This is a genomic window from Microbulbifer aestuariivivens, from assembly GCF_039545115.1.
GTDB lineage: Bacteria > Pseudomonadota > Gammaproteobacteria > Pseudomonadales > Cellvibrionaceae > Microbulbifer > Microbulbifer aestuariivivens.
Genome location: NZ_BAABRT010000016.1, coordinates 1 through 18,190 on the forward strand (window position 1 = coordinate 1; position 18,190 = coordinate 18,190).

12 protein-coding genes and 1 pseudogene are annotated in these 18,190 nt (G+C 58.3%); 9 read left to right on the plus strand and 4 right to left on the minus strand.

The genetic code is table 11. The annotated features are described in order from the left end of the window. The 6 genes and pseudogenes from ABEA58_RS10265 to ABEA58_RS10290 all read left to right on the plus strand — a co-directional run. Positions 1-3,674: pseudogene (locus ABEA58_RS10265) on the plus strand (hypothetical protein); the annotation flags it as partial. Positions 3,675-4,695: 1,021 nt separating this feature from the next. After that, on the plus strand, positions 4,696-5,379 hold the full coding sequence (locus tag ABEA58_RS10270; RefSeq protein WP_345551213.1) for a hypothetical protein: 684 nt from the start codon (positions 4,696-4,698) through the stop codon (positions 5,377-5,379). Between the two features lie 8 nt (positions 5,380-5,387). Next, complete coding sequence (locus tag ABEA58_RS10275; RefSeq protein ID WP_345551215.1) at positions 5,388-5,921, plus strand: GTP-binding protein; 534 nt, start codon at positions 5,388-5,390, stop codon at positions 5,919-5,921. Further along, positions 5,918-7,291: a phosphatase domain-containing putative toxin gene (locus ABEA58_RS10280; RefSeq protein WP_345551217.1), complete on the plus strand. Its 1,374-nt coding sequence runs from the start codon at positions 5,918-5,920 to the stop codon at positions 7,289-7,291. Before ABEA58_RS10275 ends, ABEA58_RS10280 begins: the two co-directional genes overlap by 4 nt. Continuing rightward, positions 7,279-7,686, plus strand: coding sequence for a hypothetical protein (locus ABEA58_RS10285; protein ID WP_345551219.1), 408 nt, complete (start codon positions 7,279-7,281; stop codon positions 7,684-7,686). The genes ABEA58_RS10280 and ABEA58_RS10285 overlap by 13 nt, the downstream gene beginning before the upstream one ends. A gap of 95 nt (positions 7,687-7,781) precedes the next feature. Beyond that, on the plus strand, positions 7,782-8,144 hold the full coding sequence (locus ABEA58_RS10290; protein WP_345551221.1) for a roadblock/LC7 domain-containing protein: 363 nt from the start codon (positions 7,782-7,784) through the stop codon (positions 8,142-8,144). 327 nt (positions 8,145-8,471) lie between these two features. Here the strand turns inward: ABEA58_RS10290 and ABEA58_RS10295 are convergent, their stop codons facing one another. Next, positions 8,472-8,921 carry a roadblock/LC7 domain-containing protein gene (locus ABEA58_RS10295; protein ID WP_345551223.1) on the minus strand — a complete coding sequence of 150 codons (450 nt, stop codon included), beginning with the start codon at positions 8,919-8,921 and terminating at the stop codon, positions 8,472-8,474. A 459-nt stretch (positions 8,922-9,380) separates the two neighbouring features. Here ABEA58_RS10295 and ABEA58_RS10300 point away from each other — a divergent pair, with 459 nt between their 5' ends. Continuing rightward, a complete protein-coding gene (locus ABEA58_RS10300) occupies positions 9,381-12,338 on the plus strand; it encodes a M16 family metallopeptidase (protein ID WP_345551225.1) in 2,958 nt (985 codons plus the stop codon). 175 nt (positions 12,339-12,513) lie between these two features. Beyond that, a complete protein-coding gene (locus ABEA58_RS10305) occupies positions 12,514-13,209 on the plus strand; it encodes a DUF6445 family protein (RefSeq protein ID WP_345551226.1) in 696 nt (231 codons plus the stop codon). A gap of 74 nt (positions 13,210-13,283) precedes the next feature. Here the strand turns inward: ABEA58_RS10305 and ABEA58_RS10310 are convergent, their stop codons facing one another. Together ABEA58_RS10310 and ABEA58_RS10315 are read right to left on the minus strand one after the other, a co-directional pair. After that, on the minus strand, positions 13,284-15,485 hold the full coding sequence (locus tag ABEA58_RS10310; RefSeq protein ID WP_345551227.1) for an OsmC domain/YcaO domain-containing protein: 2,202 nt from the start codon (positions 15,483-15,485) through the stop codon (positions 13,284-13,286). A 373-nt stretch (positions 15,486-15,858) separates the two neighbouring features. Beyond that, positions 15,859-16,431: a tRNA-uridine aminocarboxypropyltransferase gene (locus ABEA58_RS10315; RefSeq protein ID WP_345551228.1), complete on the minus strand. Its 573-nt coding sequence runs from the start codon at positions 16,429-16,431 to the stop codon at positions 15,859-15,861. 44 nt (positions 16,432-16,475) lie between these two features. Here ABEA58_RS10315 and ABEA58_RS10320 point away from each other — a divergent pair, with 44 nt between their 5' ends. Continuing rightward, positions 16,476-16,922 carry a GNAT family N-acetyltransferase gene (locus tag ABEA58_RS10320; RefSeq protein ID WP_345551229.1) on the plus strand — a complete coding sequence of 149 codons (447 nt, stop codon included), beginning with the start codon at positions 16,476-16,478 and terminating at the stop codon, positions 16,920-16,922. Positions 16,923-17,176: 254 nt separating this feature from the next. On the opposite strand, the gene ABEA58_RS10325 is transcribed toward ABEA58_RS10320, so the two are convergent. Beyond that, positions 17,177-17,869 (minus strand): sulfotransferase family 2 domain-containing protein, encoded by a 693-nt coding sequence (locus ABEA58_RS10325; protein WP_345551231.1) that lies wholly within the window; start codon positions 17,867-17,869, stop codon positions 17,177-17,179. Between the last annotated feature and the right edge of the window lie 321 nt (positions 17,870-18,190).

Genomic DNA, 18,190 nt, shown 5'->3' on the forward strand with positions numbered 1-18,190 from the left:
AGGAATACCTCGCCGGCACCAATCCTTCTGTGGTGGATACCGATGGCGACGGTGTGATCGACGGCGCGGATATTGCGCCACTGGACAGCCGCTACCGCTTCGACGAGGACGGTGATGGCATGCCGGACGGGTATGAGGCCGCGCATGGTTTCCGCGACTATGAACCCGCTGATGCCTATGGCGATGACGACGGAGACGAGCTCACCAACCTTGAGGAGTACCAGCTCGGGACCGACCCCCGTAACCGCGACAGTGATCATGATGGTGAATGGGATGCCTTCGATCGCTACCCACTGGATGCCCGCTATACCCGTGACGATGACCGCGACACCATGCCCCGTGAATGGGAAGAGCGTTTCGGGCTCTCGGACCAGTACCATGGCGATGCCAGTGAGGATCTGGACGGCGATGGACTGCTGAATTGGCAGGAGTTCGCTGCCGGCACCCGTCCAGACAGCTTCGATTCCGATCGCGATTCCGTGCCGGATGGAGAAGACCTGTGGCCTCTGGATCCGACTCGCGCCCACGACAGTGATGAAGATGGTCTGCCCGATGCCTGGGAGGAGAGCCACGCCCTGTCACCCTACTTCCCCGCCGGTATTAATGACGATAGCGATGGCGATGGCCTCAGCGACCTCGAGGAGTTCGCAGCCGGCACCCGGCCGGATTTTATCGACACCGACGGTGATGGCGTGGTGGATGGTGTTGACGCCTTCCCGGCCGACCCCCGCTACAGCGATGATGTCGACGGTGATGGTCTGCCCACCGCTTTCGAGCAGGCACACCCAGGCTGCCTTTCTGATTATGACCCCGCGGACGGCGGCAGCGACTGCGATGGGGATCGGCGCTCCAATCTGGACGAGTTTACCGCCGGTACCGCCATCGATAATGTCGATAGCGATGGCGACGGCCGGGACGACCGCCTCGATGTGGCGCCCCTCAACCCGTCCTATCAGTTCGATACGGATGGCGACGGCCTGCCCAACGCCTATGAACTGGCCCATGGCTTCGACCCCTACAATCTCCGGGATGCCAGTGACCTTTACGCAGGCGATGACGACCAGCTCACACCGCTGCAGGAATACCAGCTCGGCACGGACCCCAGAAATGCAGACACCGATGGTGACTTCTATTTCGATGGCGACGATCGTTTCCCACTCGACAGCCGCTACCAGCGTGACAGCGATCGCGACTCCATGCCGGATGCCTATGAGGCGTTTTACGGCTTGTCCGGATCCTGGGCTGGGGATGGCGCTGAGGATCCCGATCACGACGGAGTGAGCAATCGCTACGAGTATGCCGCCGGGACCAATCCTCTGGTTGACGAGTTCGGGGATCGAGATGAAGACGGCATGCCCGATTGGTGGGAGCTGCAGTATGGCCTCGATGAGTTCAACAACGATGCCGCCGCAGATGCCGATGGCGATGAGCTGCAAAACCTCGCCGAGTTTACTCTGGGCACTGATCCCACCAACCCTGACACCGATGGCGATACGCTGCCGGATGGTTTTGAGCAGCTGCTCGGCAGCGACCCGCTGATCGACGACGGCAGCCAGTATGGCGACGCCGATGGCGACGGCCTCGAAAATGGCCAGGAGTACGTCTTACAAACCGACCCGCTGAACCCCGACACCGATGGTGACAGCGTGATGGATGGTGCGGATGTCTTCCCGCTCGACCCCGCCGAGTCACAGGACACTGATCAGGACGGTCTTGGCGATATGGCGGATACCGACGACGACAACGACGGCATGCCGGATGTGTGGGAAAGCCAGCACGGGCTCGACCGCCTGAGCGCCGCCGATGCCACGCTTGATCTCGACGGAGACGCCCTCAGCAACCTCGAGGAGTTCCAGGTCGGCACCGATCCCGCCAATAAAGACACCGACGGCGATGCGCTGGCGGATGGCGTTGAGCACGCCGGCCAAACCAACCCGCTCAATCCCGACACCGATGGTGACGGCGTGATGGATGGTGCCGATGTCTTCCCGCTGGATTCCACTGAATCGCAGGACACCGATCAGGACGGTCTTGGCGATATGGCGGATACCGACGACGACAACGACGGCATGCCGGATGTGTGGGAAAGCCAGTACGGGCTCGACCCAATAAGCGCCACCGATGCCACGCTTGATCTCGACGGAGACGCCCTCAGCAACCTCGAGGAGTTTCAGGTCGGCACCGATCCCGCCAACAAAGACACCGATGGCGATGCGCTGGCGGATGGCGTTGAGCACGCCGGCCAAACCAACCCGCTCAATCCCGACACCGATGGTGACGGCGTGGTGGATGGTGCCGATGCCTTCCCGCTGGATTCCGCTGAGTCACAAGACAGTGATCAGGACGGTCTTGGCGATATGGCGGATACGGACGACGACAACGACGGCATGCCGGATGTGTGGGAAAGCCAGTACGGGCTCGACCCAATAAGCGCCACCGATGCCACGCTTGATCTCGACGGAGACGCCCTCAGCAACCTCGAGGAGTTTCAGGTCGGCACCGATCCCGCCAACAAAGACACCGATGGCGATGCGCTGGTGGATGGCGTTGAGCACGCCGGCCAAACCAACCCGCTCAATCCCGACACCGATGGTGACGGCGTGGTGGATGGTGCCGATGCCTTCCCGCTGGATTCCGCTGAGTCACAAGACAGTGATCAGGACGGTCTTGGCGATATGGCGGATACGGACGACGACAACGACGGCATGCCGGACGTTTGGGAAAGCCAGTACGGTCTCGACCGCCTGAGCGCCGCCGATGCCACGCTTGATCTCGACGGCGATGCCCTCAGCAACCTCGAGGAGTTTGTGGCCGGTACCGACCCTTCCGACCACAGCGATCCGGGCAATCCCTTCCTGCACGCGGAAATGTTGCCATCGGTCAGCAGTACTGCCTGGCTGACCGTGACCCTGCCGCGGACTTATGTGGACCCGGTGGTTGTGACCACTCCCCAGTATCCGGCGAATTCTGTGCCGGTGGTGGTGCGGCTTAAGAACGTAGTAGGCAACCAGTTCGATATCCGCCTGCAGCGTGCCGATGGGCTCAGCGGCCCGGTGTCTTTGCCGGTGCACTTTGTGGTGGTCGAGGCCGGTGTCTACAATGTCGCCGACCACGGCATCCTCATGGAAGCGGGGCATTTCAACAGTACCGTTACCGACCGCAAGGGCAGCTGGAGCGGTGAATCATTCACGCCGCAAAACACCTATGGCAGTCCAGTGGTTCTGGGCCAGGTGACCACTTACAACGACAGCCGCTGGTCGGTGTTCTGGAACCGCGGCACCAAGCGCACTAACCCGGCCACAACCGATTCCATCTATCTCGGTAAACATGTGGGTGAAGACCCCGACACCGCGCGCGCCGCTGAAACGCTGGGCTACATCGTACTGCAGGCCGGTAGCGCCTCGGTGAACGATCACCAGCTGGTGGCGGGCCTGGGCGCGGATACCGTAGGCGGGCCATTCAATACCCCCGTCACCTACGCCTATTCAGGGCCTGCGGCCCCACAGGCAACCCTGCTGAGCCAGTCGGGTATGGATGGGGGAGACGGCAGCTGGGCGGTTTTGCGTGATGCCACCACCTCCACCAGCATTGCACCGATGGTGGATGAGGACCAGTTGTCGAACCAGGAGCGCTGGCATACCACTGAGCAGCTGGGGTACCTGGTGATCCAGTAAAACGCCATCTTGTCATTCCTTTTCAGGGGCAGCATCGCTGCCCCTTTTTTATGCCTGAACGCAACGCAATGGTCCGCCTTCCCCGCGCAGTCCCTCCACGCACACCCTCCATACACACCCTCCCCGCAGTCCACTCATAACTGCTGCAAGTGAGCGCTGCCGGCTCCTTGCCGGTTCATCCACTGACAGATCCGGTGCTCGACCCGTTGATTGGCACACCTACCAAAGATTAAACACCGGTGATGCCGGCAGCTCGACAAGAAAGATGCAAAGCCAAACTGCACGACCAGTGCCGGCGGGCTGCGCCCCGCTAACGCTCGGAATTGCGCGCCCCCCCCGCACAGGCTGAGCCGATTACAGCCGGGCCAGGATGCAAGGTGACGTGAACTGCCGGTCGCAAATAAAGCGGCCACGATAGGCATTCAGGTGATCTGCTGCGCACCGCAACCCGTAATGACAATGCGTTTACAAGGAAGGAATGATCAATCTGCGTGAACAGAATGACGTGACTGTTCAGGCAATGTAGTCGGGCGTGTTTTTCCGGTGCAGAAATTCTGCCAGCGCGACTGATTGGCCTAAGTTCCTACTCGCGGACACCACACGCCGGGAAAGACAACCAAAGTCTGCGATAGCAACAAAAACTGGAACCCTGTTTCAATATCACTGAGAAAAAGAAAGACTCTCACTTGCAATACCCATCTTAAAGTTAAGGTCTTCAGCGCAACGATTTTTTTTAGCGTTACTGACAGAGAGCTAAAAAATTCATCAAGAATTTCTCCAGGCTGCGCATCAGTGAGCGGCTTATAGCCCTTTTAAAAAAGCGAAATTCCCGGAATATTTTTGGCCAATTTTTTATTCGTGATTTTTTTGGAAAAGGAATAATTCGCTATTGCATAAGCAGGTTGACGCGCCTATGATCCGCAGCACATTTTGAATAAAACTAAAGTCATCTCGTCCAAAACATTACAGGGAATGGCAACACAGTCTGCAGGGATTTGCAGGTAAGAACTGGCGGTAAGCAGTGACAAAAAAACAGGTCATCACTTACGGCCGCTCTTACTGGGCGAGCAAGCCGGATACAATGATGCCTGACCCTGCAGAGAAGTTGACGGTGGACTTTTTCAGCCCTGCCGACTGTCTTGTTGATATTTTTAGCCGTGCCCTGTCGTACTCGCAGAATATCCACGTAAAAGCCGCCGGCCTTGGCAGCCTGACTTTTTCCGGCTCCAGCCGACGATTCCTCGCCGACACTCAAGACCTCGCTGATTTTTTGCGCCAGCCTCCCCAGCGGGTGCAGGTCAGCGTCCTGTCATCCAAAACCGATCTGCTGGCAGAAAACCCGGCGGCACGCGATGCGGAGGAGCTTCTCTGGCAAGCAGCTTTTTATGGCTCTAATGGCCGACTTCTGCAGGGATGTCACTGGAGTGACGTCGTGCAATTAAAGCGCTGGCCGAACCTGACACGGCTGCCCACAACGAGCAATGCGTTCAGGATTCTGGCCATATTTTACCAGCACCCCACCTCTGTTTACCTGGCTTCGCGCCTGCTGAAAATTCCCGCCGCTGAGGTTTACCAGGTTTACAGCGCCGCACACGCGGCCGGGCTTACCCGCGCGGTCAACCGGGAAATCAGCGAGCCACAGCTCAAGCCCCATCGCCAGCGCGCACTGCTGTCATCCCTACTTGAGCGGTTGTCCATACGGTAGCGAAGTTCATGGAATACAAAATTATATTCGCCGGCCCGGTTGGCGCCGGCAAATCCACGGCCATCAGCACCATCAGCGACGTCGAGGTGGTGAGCACCGAAAGTCGCGCCAGTGACGACGTTTCCCTGCGCAAAGAGACCACAACCGTCGCCATGGACTACGGCCGGCTGGCGCTCGGCAATGGCCAGGCTATTCACCTGTATGGCACTCCCGGGCAAGAGCGTTTCAGCTTTATGTGGGAAGTGCTGACCATCGGTGGGCTGGGGCTGGTGCTGCTGATCGACAACGCCGCCGATGATCCGCTCGCGGATATGGAATTTTATCTCGGCGCCTTTGCAAAATTTATCCGGGAGAACGCGGTTGCGGTTGGGGTCACCCGTATGGACCTGCAGACACAGCCCAACCTCAAACAGTACAACGACAAGCTCATGCAGCTGGGGATTCGCGCACCGGTATTCGAGGTGGACGCGCGCAGGCGCGATGACATTTCCGCACTGCTGCAGGCCCTACTGGTCATGCTTGACCCGAGCATAAAGAGGTGAGCGGTTTAAACGCGAAACCCGCCGATGCAAGCCTGTTAAGCCTGAAGCACTTTGGCGTTGCTTTCGGCGATAAAACCGTACTCAGCGATATCAGCCTGGAGATTGCGGATCGCGGCATTACGGTTTTGCTGGGCCCGAGCGGCACCGGCAAATCGACACTGCTGCGCACCCTGGCCGGCTTCAATGATGCCAACCCGCGCCTGGGCACCTGGGGTTCGGCCCGTTACCTGGGACAACCGCTCGGCGAAGATTCCCGCCCCGCGCTCACCATGCAGAATGCGCGGCTGATGATGGCCAGTATTCTGGACAACCTGATCGCGGAATTGCCCGAGCGCTCCACGCTTTCCCTGCAGCAGCAGCGCGAGCTTGCCTGTCGCCTGCTCGAAGGTGCGGGCCTGGGAGAATTGGTAAGCCGTATTCATGAACCGGTCATCCAGCTCGATCTCGCCCAGCAGAGGCACCTGGCGATCTTGCGCCTGGTGGCGCCGGGGCCGCGCCTGCTGCTTCTGGATGAGCCGACCACCGGGCTGGATGAGCATGCGGCCGAATTGCTGCTGCATTACATCGCCGCCGAAGGTCGCCGCAGGGCCATATTTATCGCCCTGCATAACCAGGCACAGGCACGCCGGCTGGGTGGCAAATCCATTCTGATTGCCGGCGGCGTTATTCAGGAAGCCGGTGATACCCACACTGTTCTGGGCCGACCCACAAGCGCGGCGGCAAAATCCTTTGTGCGCACCGGCTCCTGCTCGGTGGCGTCGCCGGGCGCACCCCCCGAGACCCTTGCGCCGGACTCCTTGCCACCGGCACCGGTGCCGATCGAAAAAGCGCGCTATGTCAGCGACAGTTTCGGCCCCCGTGGTTTTCTATGGCTGATCAAAGGCAAACTCGCCGGCACTCCACGCCCGGGCATTGTGCAGGACATCGCCTACGACCTGAAAGCGCTCAACCGCGTGGGTGTCACCACCCTGATCACCCTGACGAAAACGCCCCCTGAGACAGAATCGATGGCCGAATTTGGCATCCGCAATATCTGGGCGCCAATTCCGGATATGCAGGCACCGCCCATCCCTCTGGCCATCGAGTTGTGCGAAAAAATTGACGCTCTCTGCGCAGGCGACGATGTGGTCGCCGTGCACTGCAAAGCGGGCCTGGGAAGAACCGGCACCATCCTCGCCGCCTACCGAATCTGGCAGGGACATAGCGCCCTCGAGGCGCTCGAGAATGTCAGGCATATAGAACCGAGATGGGTTCAGTCCGAGTGCCAGGTGGATTTTCTGGAAAAATTCGCAAGCTTCCTGGATGAAGCCAGGAGCAACCTTTTTATAAGCAGTAAAAGCAACAACAGGAGTACATCATGTCCAACCTAGATTCAGCCATCCAGGCCGCGCTTTCCACCATCCCCGAGTGTCTGGCCGGTGGCTATGTAGACCTCACCAGCGGCATGCTGGTGGGCGTTAAGACCGTCGATTCTCACCCCGATGAGGTACTGGAAATGCTCGCCGCAGCCACTGCGGATCTGTTCCAGGGCCCCAACGTGGTCACCATCGAAAACATGTTCAAAAAATCCCGCGGCCTGGACCTGGACGACTACCACTACTTCCAGGAAATCATCGTCAACAGCGACAATCTGATTCACATCTTTATGCGTACCCGCACCGAGCAAAACCACGTAGTGTGTTTTGTCTGCCGCCGCTCTGCCAACCTTGGGATGGCGCTGACCAAAGCGCGCGCAGCGTTACCCGGTGTTGAGGCTGCACTTTAATCGTCAGCTCACTGACAGCTTTTTTGTAGAGACAACAACCCAGGATTCTGTGACCGATGAACGCCTTGTACCATTCCGGTGAAGAACAACACCCCATGGCCAGTGTGGCCCGCTCGATTCTAAGAGAGCTGCAAGCTTCCTCAGCGGACATCGAAGCAGCAGCCACAATGACCACGGACGGCTATATCATCGGTGCAGTCCTGGGCAAGGAAACCGATGAGCAGCGTTTCGCGGCGATGTGTGCCTCGCTGCTCGCGCTTGCCGAAAGAGCCGCCGATGAAATTTCACGGGGCTCCATGAAGCAACTGCTGGTTGAAGGCAATCAGGGACTGATGCTGTTGGTGCGCGCCGGTCAGGACAAGGTGCTTGCCGTCGCCGCCAAACCAACGGTCAACCTTGGCAAAATCTTCCTGAGCGCGCGCAGATCCGCGGTGCAGATCGAGCAGAGAATCGGTTGAGCCTGGGCATCAGCCCCTGATCACCCTACGAAGAAGGTCTCCTCTGTCTGGAGTATAATGGGGCGCAAGCTGCGCGATTCCTGAAAAATATGAATCAGGAATAGCGCGGCTACGCTTACGGCATGCCCAGATGGAGTGCTGTATGTTGAGCGGATACATCTGTCGATATTCCCAACGGCAGAGCGCTCTTCATGCCTGCGGGTACATCGCAAAAAAGCGCTGTGCCCGTATTTAAACACCGACAAATGGCATACAGCCCCTGCCGATCTCTGCACACCTGATTGACAGCACCGGCCGGGACGGCGTGTGCAGCGGCTGCCGTGCGGGTCAGAGATTGTCGTAAATCTTCTTGATGTATTTCCACGACCGTATCTGCACCTTACCGGCATTGATGGTTGCCGAAGACAGGCAGGCCAGATAACCGCGGTCGAATATCGGCAATATGGTCACCCCGCCAGATTTGGAACGGATATAAATCTCTTCAATGCTCCCGCGATCCAGCTGGCCGACAATTTTTTCGCAGACGATTTTCAATTCCAGAAAGAGCGCGGCGAAGAGGTCTGTATCAGCAACATCTCCGTGATGGCAAATCATCAGCCCATCGACGGAAACCACCATGGCGAAATGAATGCCCTCATCGCTATCACAGAAATCCTGCAAAAATTTTTTTATCACCATCTCCGACACTTGCTGGACTCCTTCGTTCTCAGGCCAATCTACTGCTGCCGCACTTGCAGGCAAAACTGCGGTGTTCGATCTTATCAGCTTTCCCGGCAAAAGCACTTCCCTCTCCTTATTGCCTCTACCCCCTCAATAGTATTGACCTGTCTCTCAAAACCATCCGGTAACAGCCAACAGCTGACAAGAATTTCCCCATCGCTTCTTGGCTGCCTTAGTGGGTTCACAGTTTTGTGAATCTCGGCCGCATGAACTCCGGGCTTCCGGCTCCATCGCTGAGCATCTTGCCTGTTGCCAGCGGCCAGCCCGATGGCGCTCCGCTTTTATTCCCGCCACTCCTTTGTCTCACTTACTTCCCTCACTTACTTCCCTCCTTCCACTTCGCGCGCGGAAACCCCATCCCCGTCACACTAATTAACCGCGATGCGATGAATAGACGCCTCCCGGCGCAGAGCCGGCGCCTATTGCCGCGCTGTTCCATTTCGCTGTGTTAGGATCGAAGCAGACTATAACTACCCACACTCCGTCTACAGAGCACCCGAAGGGAGTCATCACCACATGCAACGTCCCCTGTTGGCATTACTCTTTACCGTGGCAGCGGCGCTGGTCGCCGCCTGCAGCAAAAGCCCCAATGACACCGACCCGGACTCAACGGCTTCCGCCAGCGCACTGCCCGGCGGCGTGACCCACATCGAAACATTTGCTGGCACTGATGCCGGCGACAGCGCCGGTATCGCCATCCCCTACAGCAAGTACAAACTCGACAACGGCCTGACCGTGGTACTGCACGAGGATGACTCCGACCCGCTGGTCCATGTGGACGTGACCTATCACGTAGGCTCCAACCGCGAAGATCCCGGCCGCTCCGGCTTTGCCCATTTCTTTGAGCACATGATGTTCCAGGGCTCGGTGAACGTCGCCGATGAGGAGCATTTCCGCATTATCCAGGAGGCCGGCGGCACCCTGAACGGCACCACCAACACCGACCGCACCAACTACTACGAAACGGTGCCGGCCAACCAGTTGGAAACGGTCCTGTGGCTGGAGTCCGACCGCATGGGAGTTTTCCTCGACGCGGTCACCGAAGAAAAATTTGAAGTACAGCGCGAGACCGTGAAAAACGAGCGCGGCCAGCGGGTGGATAACCGCCCCTATGGCCGCGCGCTGGAAACCCTGATGGCCGCCACCTATCCGGACGGCCACCCCTACTCCTGGCCGGTCATCGGCTGGCTCGAGGATCTGGACCGCGCCGACCTCAATGACCTCAAGCGCTTCTTCCTGCGCTGGTACGGCCCCAACAACGCCACCCTCACCATCGGTGGCGATATCGACAAAGCCAAAACCCTCGAATGGGTTGTGAAGTATTTCGGCCCCATTCCCGCCGGCCCCGAGGTGAAGGACCTGCCTCCACTGCCCGCCAGCCTCGAATCCGATCGCTACGTCACCCTTGAGGACAACATCCACCTGCCCGCGCTGGCGATGATGGTTCCCACCGTGCACTACAGCCACCCGGACGAACCGGCCCTGGATACCGCGGCACAGATCCTCGGCCAGGGTCAGGACTCCATGCTCTACCAGCGCCTGGTGCAGACTGGCCGCGCCGTACAGGCGAGCGTGTCCCACTCCTGTAAGGAACTGGCCTGTGAGATGTGGTTTATCGTTATCCAGAATCCCGCCTCCGGCGAATCTCTGGCGGAAATGGAACAGGCGGTGCGCGATACCCTCGCCGAGTTCGCCGAGCGCGGCGTCACCGAAGACGACCTGACCAAGTTCAAGGCCGGCTACGAGTCCGGCCGGGTATTCGGCCTGCAATCCGTGGCCGGCAAGGTATCCACCCTGGCCGCGTTTGAGACCTTCACCGGCAGCCCCAAGGGAATCGATGAGGAAATCCAGGCCTACCTGTCGGTGAAAACCGCTGACGTGACCCGCGTGTTCGAGCAGTACATCGCCGACAAGCCGGCGGTGATTTTGAGCGTGGTGCCGAACGGCAAGGCCGAGCTGGCCGCCGCCAAGCAGAACTATGAGTGGAAACGCTCCATTCCGGAAAGCTACAGCGACAAGGACGAGGCCCTGGCCCTGCGCCCGGTGCAGGACGACTTCGACCGCAGCGTGCAGCCGCAAGCCGGCGTCAACCCACAGGTGGAACTGCCGACGATTAAGGATGGCAAACTGGAAAACGGCGTGCGCCTGCTCAGCGTGCAAAACGATGAAACGCCTACCGTCACCGTGTGCGCGGTGTTCGATGTGGGCCAGCGTGACGAGCCCCCCGGCAAGGCCGGCCTCACCGCGCTGATGGCAAGCCTGATGGCAGAGGCCACCACCGAACGCAGCGCCGCCGAATTTTCCGAAGCGCTTAAGCGCCTCGGCGCTTGGATCAGCGTGACCCCAGGGCAGTACGACACCACCGTCACCCTCAACGTGCTGGCCAAGCATCTCGATAAGGCCATGCCGCTGATGATGGAGCGCATGCTCAAGCCGGCCTTTACGGAAGAGGACTTCGCCCGCATCAAGCAGCAGACCATCGAAGGCCTGCAGCAGGCCCGCAAGACCCCGCAGGGCCTCGCCACCCGCGCCGTCGGCGCGGTGATGCGCGGCCCCGAGCACCCGCTCAGCTTCCCCAGCGCCGGCCTGCCGGACACGGTTGCCGAGATCACCCTGGAAGACGTGCAAAACTATTATGCGGCGCACTTCCCCGCGCACCTGAGCGGCGTGACCGTCAGCACCAGCCTGCCGCACGCCACCATCGTCGAGTCACTGCAAGGGCTGGCCAAGCTGGAAGTCAGTGCGGCGTCCCGCGCGCCGCTGGATCTGCACAAACCGGCAATCAAAGGCCGCACCGTTTATCTGGTCAACAAGGAGGGCGCGGCCCAGTCCAGCCTGCGGCTCAGCCAGCACGCCATGCCCTACGATGCGCTGGGCGACTACTTCCTCGCCTATCTCGGCAACTTCCCTCTGGGTGGCAACTTCAACAGCCGCATCAACCTCAACCTGCGCGAAGACAAGGGCTACACCTACGGCGCCCGCACCTACCTGATGGGCGAGCCGGATGTGGGCATCTATCTGTTCAGCTCCGAGGTGAAAAAGGAAGCCACTGCCGACGCCCTCAGGGAAGTGCTTACCGAGCTTGAGACCTTCGACAGCGCGGGCATGAGCGAAGCCGAGTTCAATTACCTGCGCTCCGCCATCGGCCAGCAGGAAGCGCGCAACTATGAAACCCCCGCCGCCAAACTGGGGCTTTTGAACCGCATCCTGCAGTACGACCTGCCGCTGGATTACCGCTCGCAGCAGAACGCCCTCCTGCAGGAGACCGACCGCAAGACCGTCAACAAGGTCATCACCGGTATGCTGGAACCGCAGAACATGGCCATCGTGATCGTGGGCGATGCGACCAGTATCCGCGCAGAGATCGAAGCGCTGGACATGCCCATTGTCGAGCTGGACGAGGACGGATATGTGAAAAAAACCGCGCAGCGCGAAGCGCAGCCGACAGCCGCCGCGGAAGCGGCCAGCCTCTAGGGCAACCGCTCACGGCCGTTGCCGTGCGCATCATCAAGGTTCATCACTGAATCCGTCACCCACCAAGCCCGCCATCCGGCGGGCTTTTTTCGCTTGCCCCGCCACACCTGCCGATACCTGCCAAGCCGCTTTTCCTGAGGCATAATCAGGCCGAAAGTTTTAATGCGGTTGTAAGATGCAGGCCTCCATTGAACGGCTCGGCGCCGAGCGCACGCCCATTGTCGTTATCGACAATGCCCATCCCCAGCCCGAGCTTTTGCTGGAAATGGCCCAGCGGGGCCAGTGGCTGCGGGAAAACCCCTACTACCCCGGCATGCGCGCCCAGGTGCCGGCGGATTACCTGGGCCCATTGCTGGCAAAAGTCAGCGCGGCGCTGCAACAGGCCTATGGGCTGGACACCGGCGCAGGGCTCGCGAGCGCACAGATTCAGAATGCTTTCTGCTGTTTTTCCATGGTCACCAAACCGCCGCAAGCCCTGCTGCCCATCCAGTCCCTGCCCCACTTCGATGCCACCAACGGGCGCCAGTTGGCCATGCTGCACTACCTTTGCGACAAACCCTTCCATGGCACCGCGCTTTTCAGGCATCGGCAAAGCGGCTTTGAAAATATTCTCGATGAGCGCATCAGTACCTATCAGGCGCAGGCGGGTAAGCACCTTGAACAGGTGCAGCCGGGCTATGCCAGCGAATGCGGACAGTGGTACGAGCGCATCGGCGAAGTCGAAGCCAGCTTCAACCGCGTGGCTTTTTACCCCGCCAGCCTGTTGCACTCTGGCATTGTGGAAAATGGCGAGCCGCTTTCCGATCAACCGGCGAGCGGCAGACTGACCATTACCGGGTTTATCGACCTGACAGACAAGCTGGTGTGGTAGGTCGGGGTGGGATAACCACCTTGTAACGCGCCGCGGCGCCCCGGGGCTGCGCGCTCCATTGATCCGCTGAATTGCTACGCTGACTGGTGCCTGGCCGCCCGCGCCGCGTGCAGTTTTTTATAACTCTCGATCAGTCGCAGGTGCTTGTCCAAGCCCTGCAGCTGCATATTGGTCGGCGTCAGGCCGTGGAAGCGCAGGGTGCCATTGACCGAGCCCACCACAGCCTGCATCACTTCTTCTCCGAACATACGCTGCAGGTTTTGCAGGTAATCCCCCAGTTCGAGTTCGTCGTCCAGAGCGATTTCCAGTACGGCATTCACCGCCCGGTAAAACAGCCCGCGCTCAACGGTGTTGTCGTTGTACTGCAGGAACATCTCCACCAGCTCCAGCGCTTCTTCGTGGCGTTGCAGCGCCAGATAGATCAGCAGTTTCAGCTCCAGAATCGTCAGCTGGCCCCACACGGTATTCTCGTCGAACTCGACACCGATCAGGCTGATAATGGTCTCGTAGTTGTCGAGCTGGCTCTCTTCGAGGCGCTCCACCAGCGCTTCCAGCGCACTGTCGCTGAGACGCTGCAGATTGAGGATATCCTCGCGAAAATCCAGCGCCTTGTTGGTGTTGTCCCAGATCAGGTCCTCCACCGGATAGACCTCGGAATAACCCGGCACCAGAATGCGACAGGCGGGCGCGCCCAGGTCGTCGTACTCGGCCATATACACCTCGCGGCCCATATCGTCGAGTATCTGCAACAGCCGCTCGGCTTCGGTCTGGTTGCTGTCCTGGTGCGCGCCGGAAAAATCCCACTCCACGAACTCGTATTCCGCGCTGGCGCTGAAGAAACGCCAGGACACCACGCCGGTGGAGTCGATAAAGTGCTCGACGAAATTGTTCGGTTCCTGCACCGCCATGCTGTTGAACGTGGGCGGCGGCACATCGTTCAGGCCCTCGAAGCTGCGCCCCTGCAGCAGTTCGGTGAGGCTGCGCTCCAGCGCCACCTGGAAACTCGGGTGCGCGCCAAAGGAGGCGAACACGCCGCCGGTGCGCGGATTCATCAGCGTCACGCACATCACCGGGAAACGCCCGCCCAGCGAAGCATCCTTGACCAGGACGGGAAAACCCTGCTTTTCCAGCTCGGCGATGCCTTCAACAATATGCGGATATTTCGCCAGTACTTCCTGCGGCACATCCGGCAATGCGATTTCCTGCTCGATGATTTCCTTCTTTACCGCCCGCTCGAAAATTTCCGACAGACACTGCACCTGCGCTTCCGCCAGGGTGTTGCCGGCGCTCATGCCATTGCTGAGAAACAGGTTCTCGATCAGGTTGGAGGGGAAATACACCACCTCGCCATCCGATCTGCGCACAAACGGCAGCGAGCAGATGCCGCGGTCAATTCGCCCGGAATTGGTATCGATCAGGTTGGAGCCGCCAAGCTCGCCCTCCGGGTTGTAGATCGCCAGTGTGTAGTCATCGAGAATTTCTGCCGGCAGCGCGTCGCCCGCACCGGGCTGAAACCAGCGCTCATTGGGATAATGCACGAACTCGCTGTGGGCGATCTCCTCGCCAAAGTACTGGTCGTTGTAGAAGAAATTGCAGTTCAGGCGCTCGATAAATTCCCCCAGCGCCGAACACAGGGCCGCCTCCTTGGTGGCACCCTTGCCGTTGGTAAAACACATGGGCGAGGCCGCATCGCGAATATGCAGCGACCACACATGGGGCACGATATTGCGCCAGGAGGCGATCTCGATCTTCATGCCGAGGTCCGCCAGTATTTTGGTCATATTGGCGATGGTCTGCTCCAGCGGCAGATCCTTGCCCTCAATAAAGGTGCGGTGCTCGGCATCCGGCTTCACCATCAGCAGTGCCTGGGCATCTTCCGCCAGGTTTTCCACCACCTCGATCTCGAACTCCGGCCCCGTCTGTACCACCTTCTTCACCGTGCAGCGATCGATGGAGCGCAGGATGCCCTGACGATCCTTCGCGGAGATATCCTCCGGCAGCTCCACCTGGATCTTGAAGATCTGGTTGTAGCGGTTTTCCGGGTCGACGATATTGTTCTGCGACAGGCGAATATTGTCGGTGGGAACGTCCCGCGCCAGGCAGTAGACCCGCACAAAGTAGGCCGCGCACAGTGCGGAAGAGGCGAGGAAATAGTCGAACGGACTGGGGGCCGAGCCGTCACCCTTGTAGCGGATGGGCTGGTCGGTGATGACCGTAAAGTCGTCAAACTTGGCTTCCAGCCGCAGGTTATCGAGAAAGTTGACGTTGATTTCCATGGAGGAGACACCCGGATTGGAGAGATTGGCCGGCCACATAGCCTGAGCGCGGCATTATCCAGTTTTCCCCCCGCCGCGTCTTCCCGTCGATGCAACCCTCGCGGTGTTCCTGCGCCCCTGCGGCCCGAGTGGAACAGCGCCGGCACAGTGACCGCACCGGCAACCTGGCGTCTCTGAGTCTGAGTCTGAGTCTGAGTCTGACTCAGGCTCAGGCTCAGGGTCAGGGTCAGGGTCAGGGTCAGGGTCAGGGTCAGGGTCAGGGTCAGGGTCAGGGTCAGGGTAAGGGTCAGGCACTATCCCCGATAGCGACAGCCGAGTCCGCGCGTTGCCAATTCCCGACGCATTTAATCCGGGGCCCACACTGGCCTGCGCCTTAAAAGCTGCTTCGCTGCAAGGCAATCATCTTCTCGAAGGGCAGCAGCAGCGGCGCAAAGTCCTGCTCCGGCTCAAGCTGCGCCAGCGCCATCACGATGCTCTCGATGGTAGACAGGCTGTTGGGCAGGGAAGACCGGCGCACCTGATAGTTGGAGTTCAGCGCGCCTTCAAAGCTGACTCGCGGCAGCCGCTGCAATAATGGCTGTAAATGCAGCATCTTTTTCGACTTGCGCCAGCTGGCATCGATAACCACCAGCTGCTTCAGTTTCTGGGCCGCCGCGTCACCGGCAACAATTTGTTGCACCCGCGGCAGCCAGTCGAGTGACGGATAGAGCAGCGCCGACCCGGGCACCTGCAAAGACGCCAGCTGCGCATCGTTAAGCTGCTCCGCCACCACCAGCTCGCTATTGTCCAGACACAGATTGGCCATACGGCCGGTATTGAACGGATGCCTCTGCTCAAGGGGGTGCTGTATGATCAGCACCCTGATGCGGCTGGCGATATGCACCAGGGCGCCGCAGTAACAGACATTCGGCGGGCGTTGGCAGGTGGGGCAAGTTTGGCGCGGCATAACTGACGGTAGAACAACCCCCACAATAGACTCGGGTACAGGCCTTGGAACCAATCTTCGCGATGCACTGGCTCTCCGAACTGGAGATTCCGCTGGCCAATAAATTTTACCGCACACATAAATTTCGCGGTAAAGCGCGGCGCAATGATCCCTGTGCGGTGGTCCGCGATCAACAGCGGAAGATCATCGCCTGCGGCTATCTGCGCCAGCTCAGCGACGCCCAGCTCCTCGCCGGCGTCGCGGTGGTAGCCGACTTTCGTGGCCGGGGCGTGGCGCGCCTGCTGCTAAACAGCATGGCGGAAGCCTACAACCAACCTACATTCACCTTCCCCTACCAACACCTGATCCCTTTTTACCAGTCACTGGGTTTTGTCGAAGAAGAAGCTGGCCTCCAGCCCAGCGCCATCCTCGATCGCTTTCACACCTATCGTAAACAGGGGCGGGATATTGTGGTGATGCGCTATTGGCCGCAGGGCAGCGTGGAGCATTGATACTGCGCCGGGGGTTTTAGCCTACATATTGTGATGAAAATTGAGTCAAAATCTTGCTCTGACCCCTGTTTTCACATTTTTACCTGTCAATGGTTTTGCCGAAGAAGAAGCCGGCAGCCAGCCCATCGCCATCCTGAATCGCTTTCACACTTATCGCAAGCAGGGGCGGGGGTTGTTGCCACTTTGCACTGAAATGGGGGCCATAACATTATCCTGCCCCCAACTTTTCGTTCTATCTTTCTAACCCGGCAAACTCACCACTGATAACCCATCAAATCAATTTCATCACGAAACAATTCTGAAATAGAACGCCTATCTTCTTCACTGAAGACATCATGATAATCCCTTTTGTCTTTCCGGTATTTTGATTTTGCTTTCGGTAACTCAATTTTCTCTGGCAACCCCACTAGAGTTCTAAATTGATCTAACTCTTCGCTGAGATTTTCAAATTTGCATACCTTATCAACAACAACCTCGCCATTGACTGTGTAATTCCCATACCCCTTGAGCTTCAACCTCTCAATTGCTGTCGACTTTAGAAATTCTTGCATTTCCGGTCTCGGCTCTGACTTATTGACCCAGTAGTATTGGGAAATAACTCTATCCCAAGGATTCCTCTCAAAGCAGAAAGTATAATAATCGTCCCACTTTTCTCTTCCGATGAGATCTATGACCTCTTGCGCTGAGATATGATTATAGAATTTTGGTCTTTTTTTACCCTTGAATACAGAATCCACCGCATCTTTAAATGACATTTTCCATATTGGATTTTTGTAATTTTGTGGCCCCGGGTAACCCAATCTCCTTCTAATCTCTTCATCCTCAGGGGAGATCGGGGTGATAATATCGTCAGGCCCGCAAAACTTGGAAAGCCCTATCTCTATGGACGTCCCAGCTGTCTTGTTAGTCTTAATGAAAATAAACTTATACTTATGGGAGATGATCATACTGCTCTTTTCTCAATTACCTTACGTTAATGTTAACTCACAAAAATTTCTCTCTTAGAAACACAAACCAAGATTTTTGTATTTCTAGCCTTTAATCTTCTAACTTCACAAGAGACCACTAAAAACTAGCAATAGTTTTTGAATAAAAAAATCAACTCAGGGTAACGATATCCTGTACCAAAAACCTGGCAACCTAATTTCTGCTTAGAAAGCCAGGTATTGCCCCAAATCAGAAAGCCAATAAAAATACTATAATCGCTATTTTTCATAGGATTTACTGAGAAGACATACCCTCAATCTCAGCCACCCTTGCTTCATTTT

What these genes read in the sequence shown, in the direction of transcription:
- ABEA58_RS10290 (WP_345551221.1), top strand. Translation starts at nt 7,782, where the DNA reads ATGGCCAGTGTGGCCCGCTCGATTCTAAGAGAGCTGCAAGCTTCCTCA.
- ABEA58_RS10300 (WP_345551225.1), top strand. Translation starts at nt 9,381, where the DNA reads ATGCAACGTCCCCTGTTGGCATTACTCTTTACCGTGGCAGCGGCGCTG.
- ABEA58_RS10310 (WP_345551227.1), bottom strand. Translation starts at nt 15,485, where the DNA reads ATGGAAATCAACGTCAACTTTCTCGATAACCTGCGGCTGGAAGCCAAG.
- ABEA58_RS10315 (WP_345551228.1), bottom strand. Translation starts at nt 16,431, where the DNA reads ATGCCGCGCCAAACTTGCCCCACCTGCCAACGCCCGCCGAATGTCTGT.
- ABEA58_RS10305 (WP_345551226.1), top strand. Translation starts at nt 12,514, where the DNA reads ATGCAGGCCTCCATTGAACGGCTCGGCGCCGAGCGCACGCCCATTGTC.
- ABEA58_RS10275 (WP_345551215.1), top strand. Translation starts at nt 5,388, where the DNA reads ATGGAATACAAAATTATATTCGCCGGCCCGGTTGGCGCCGGCAAATCC.
- ABEA58_RS10285 (WP_345551219.1), top strand. Translation starts at nt 7,279, where the DNA reads ATGTCCAACCTAGATTCAGCCATCCAGGCCGCGCTTTCCACCATCCCC.
- ABEA58_RS10325 (WP_345551231.1), bottom strand. Translation starts at nt 17,869, where the DNA reads ATGATCATCTCCCATAAGTATAAGTTTATTTTCATTAAGACTAACAAG.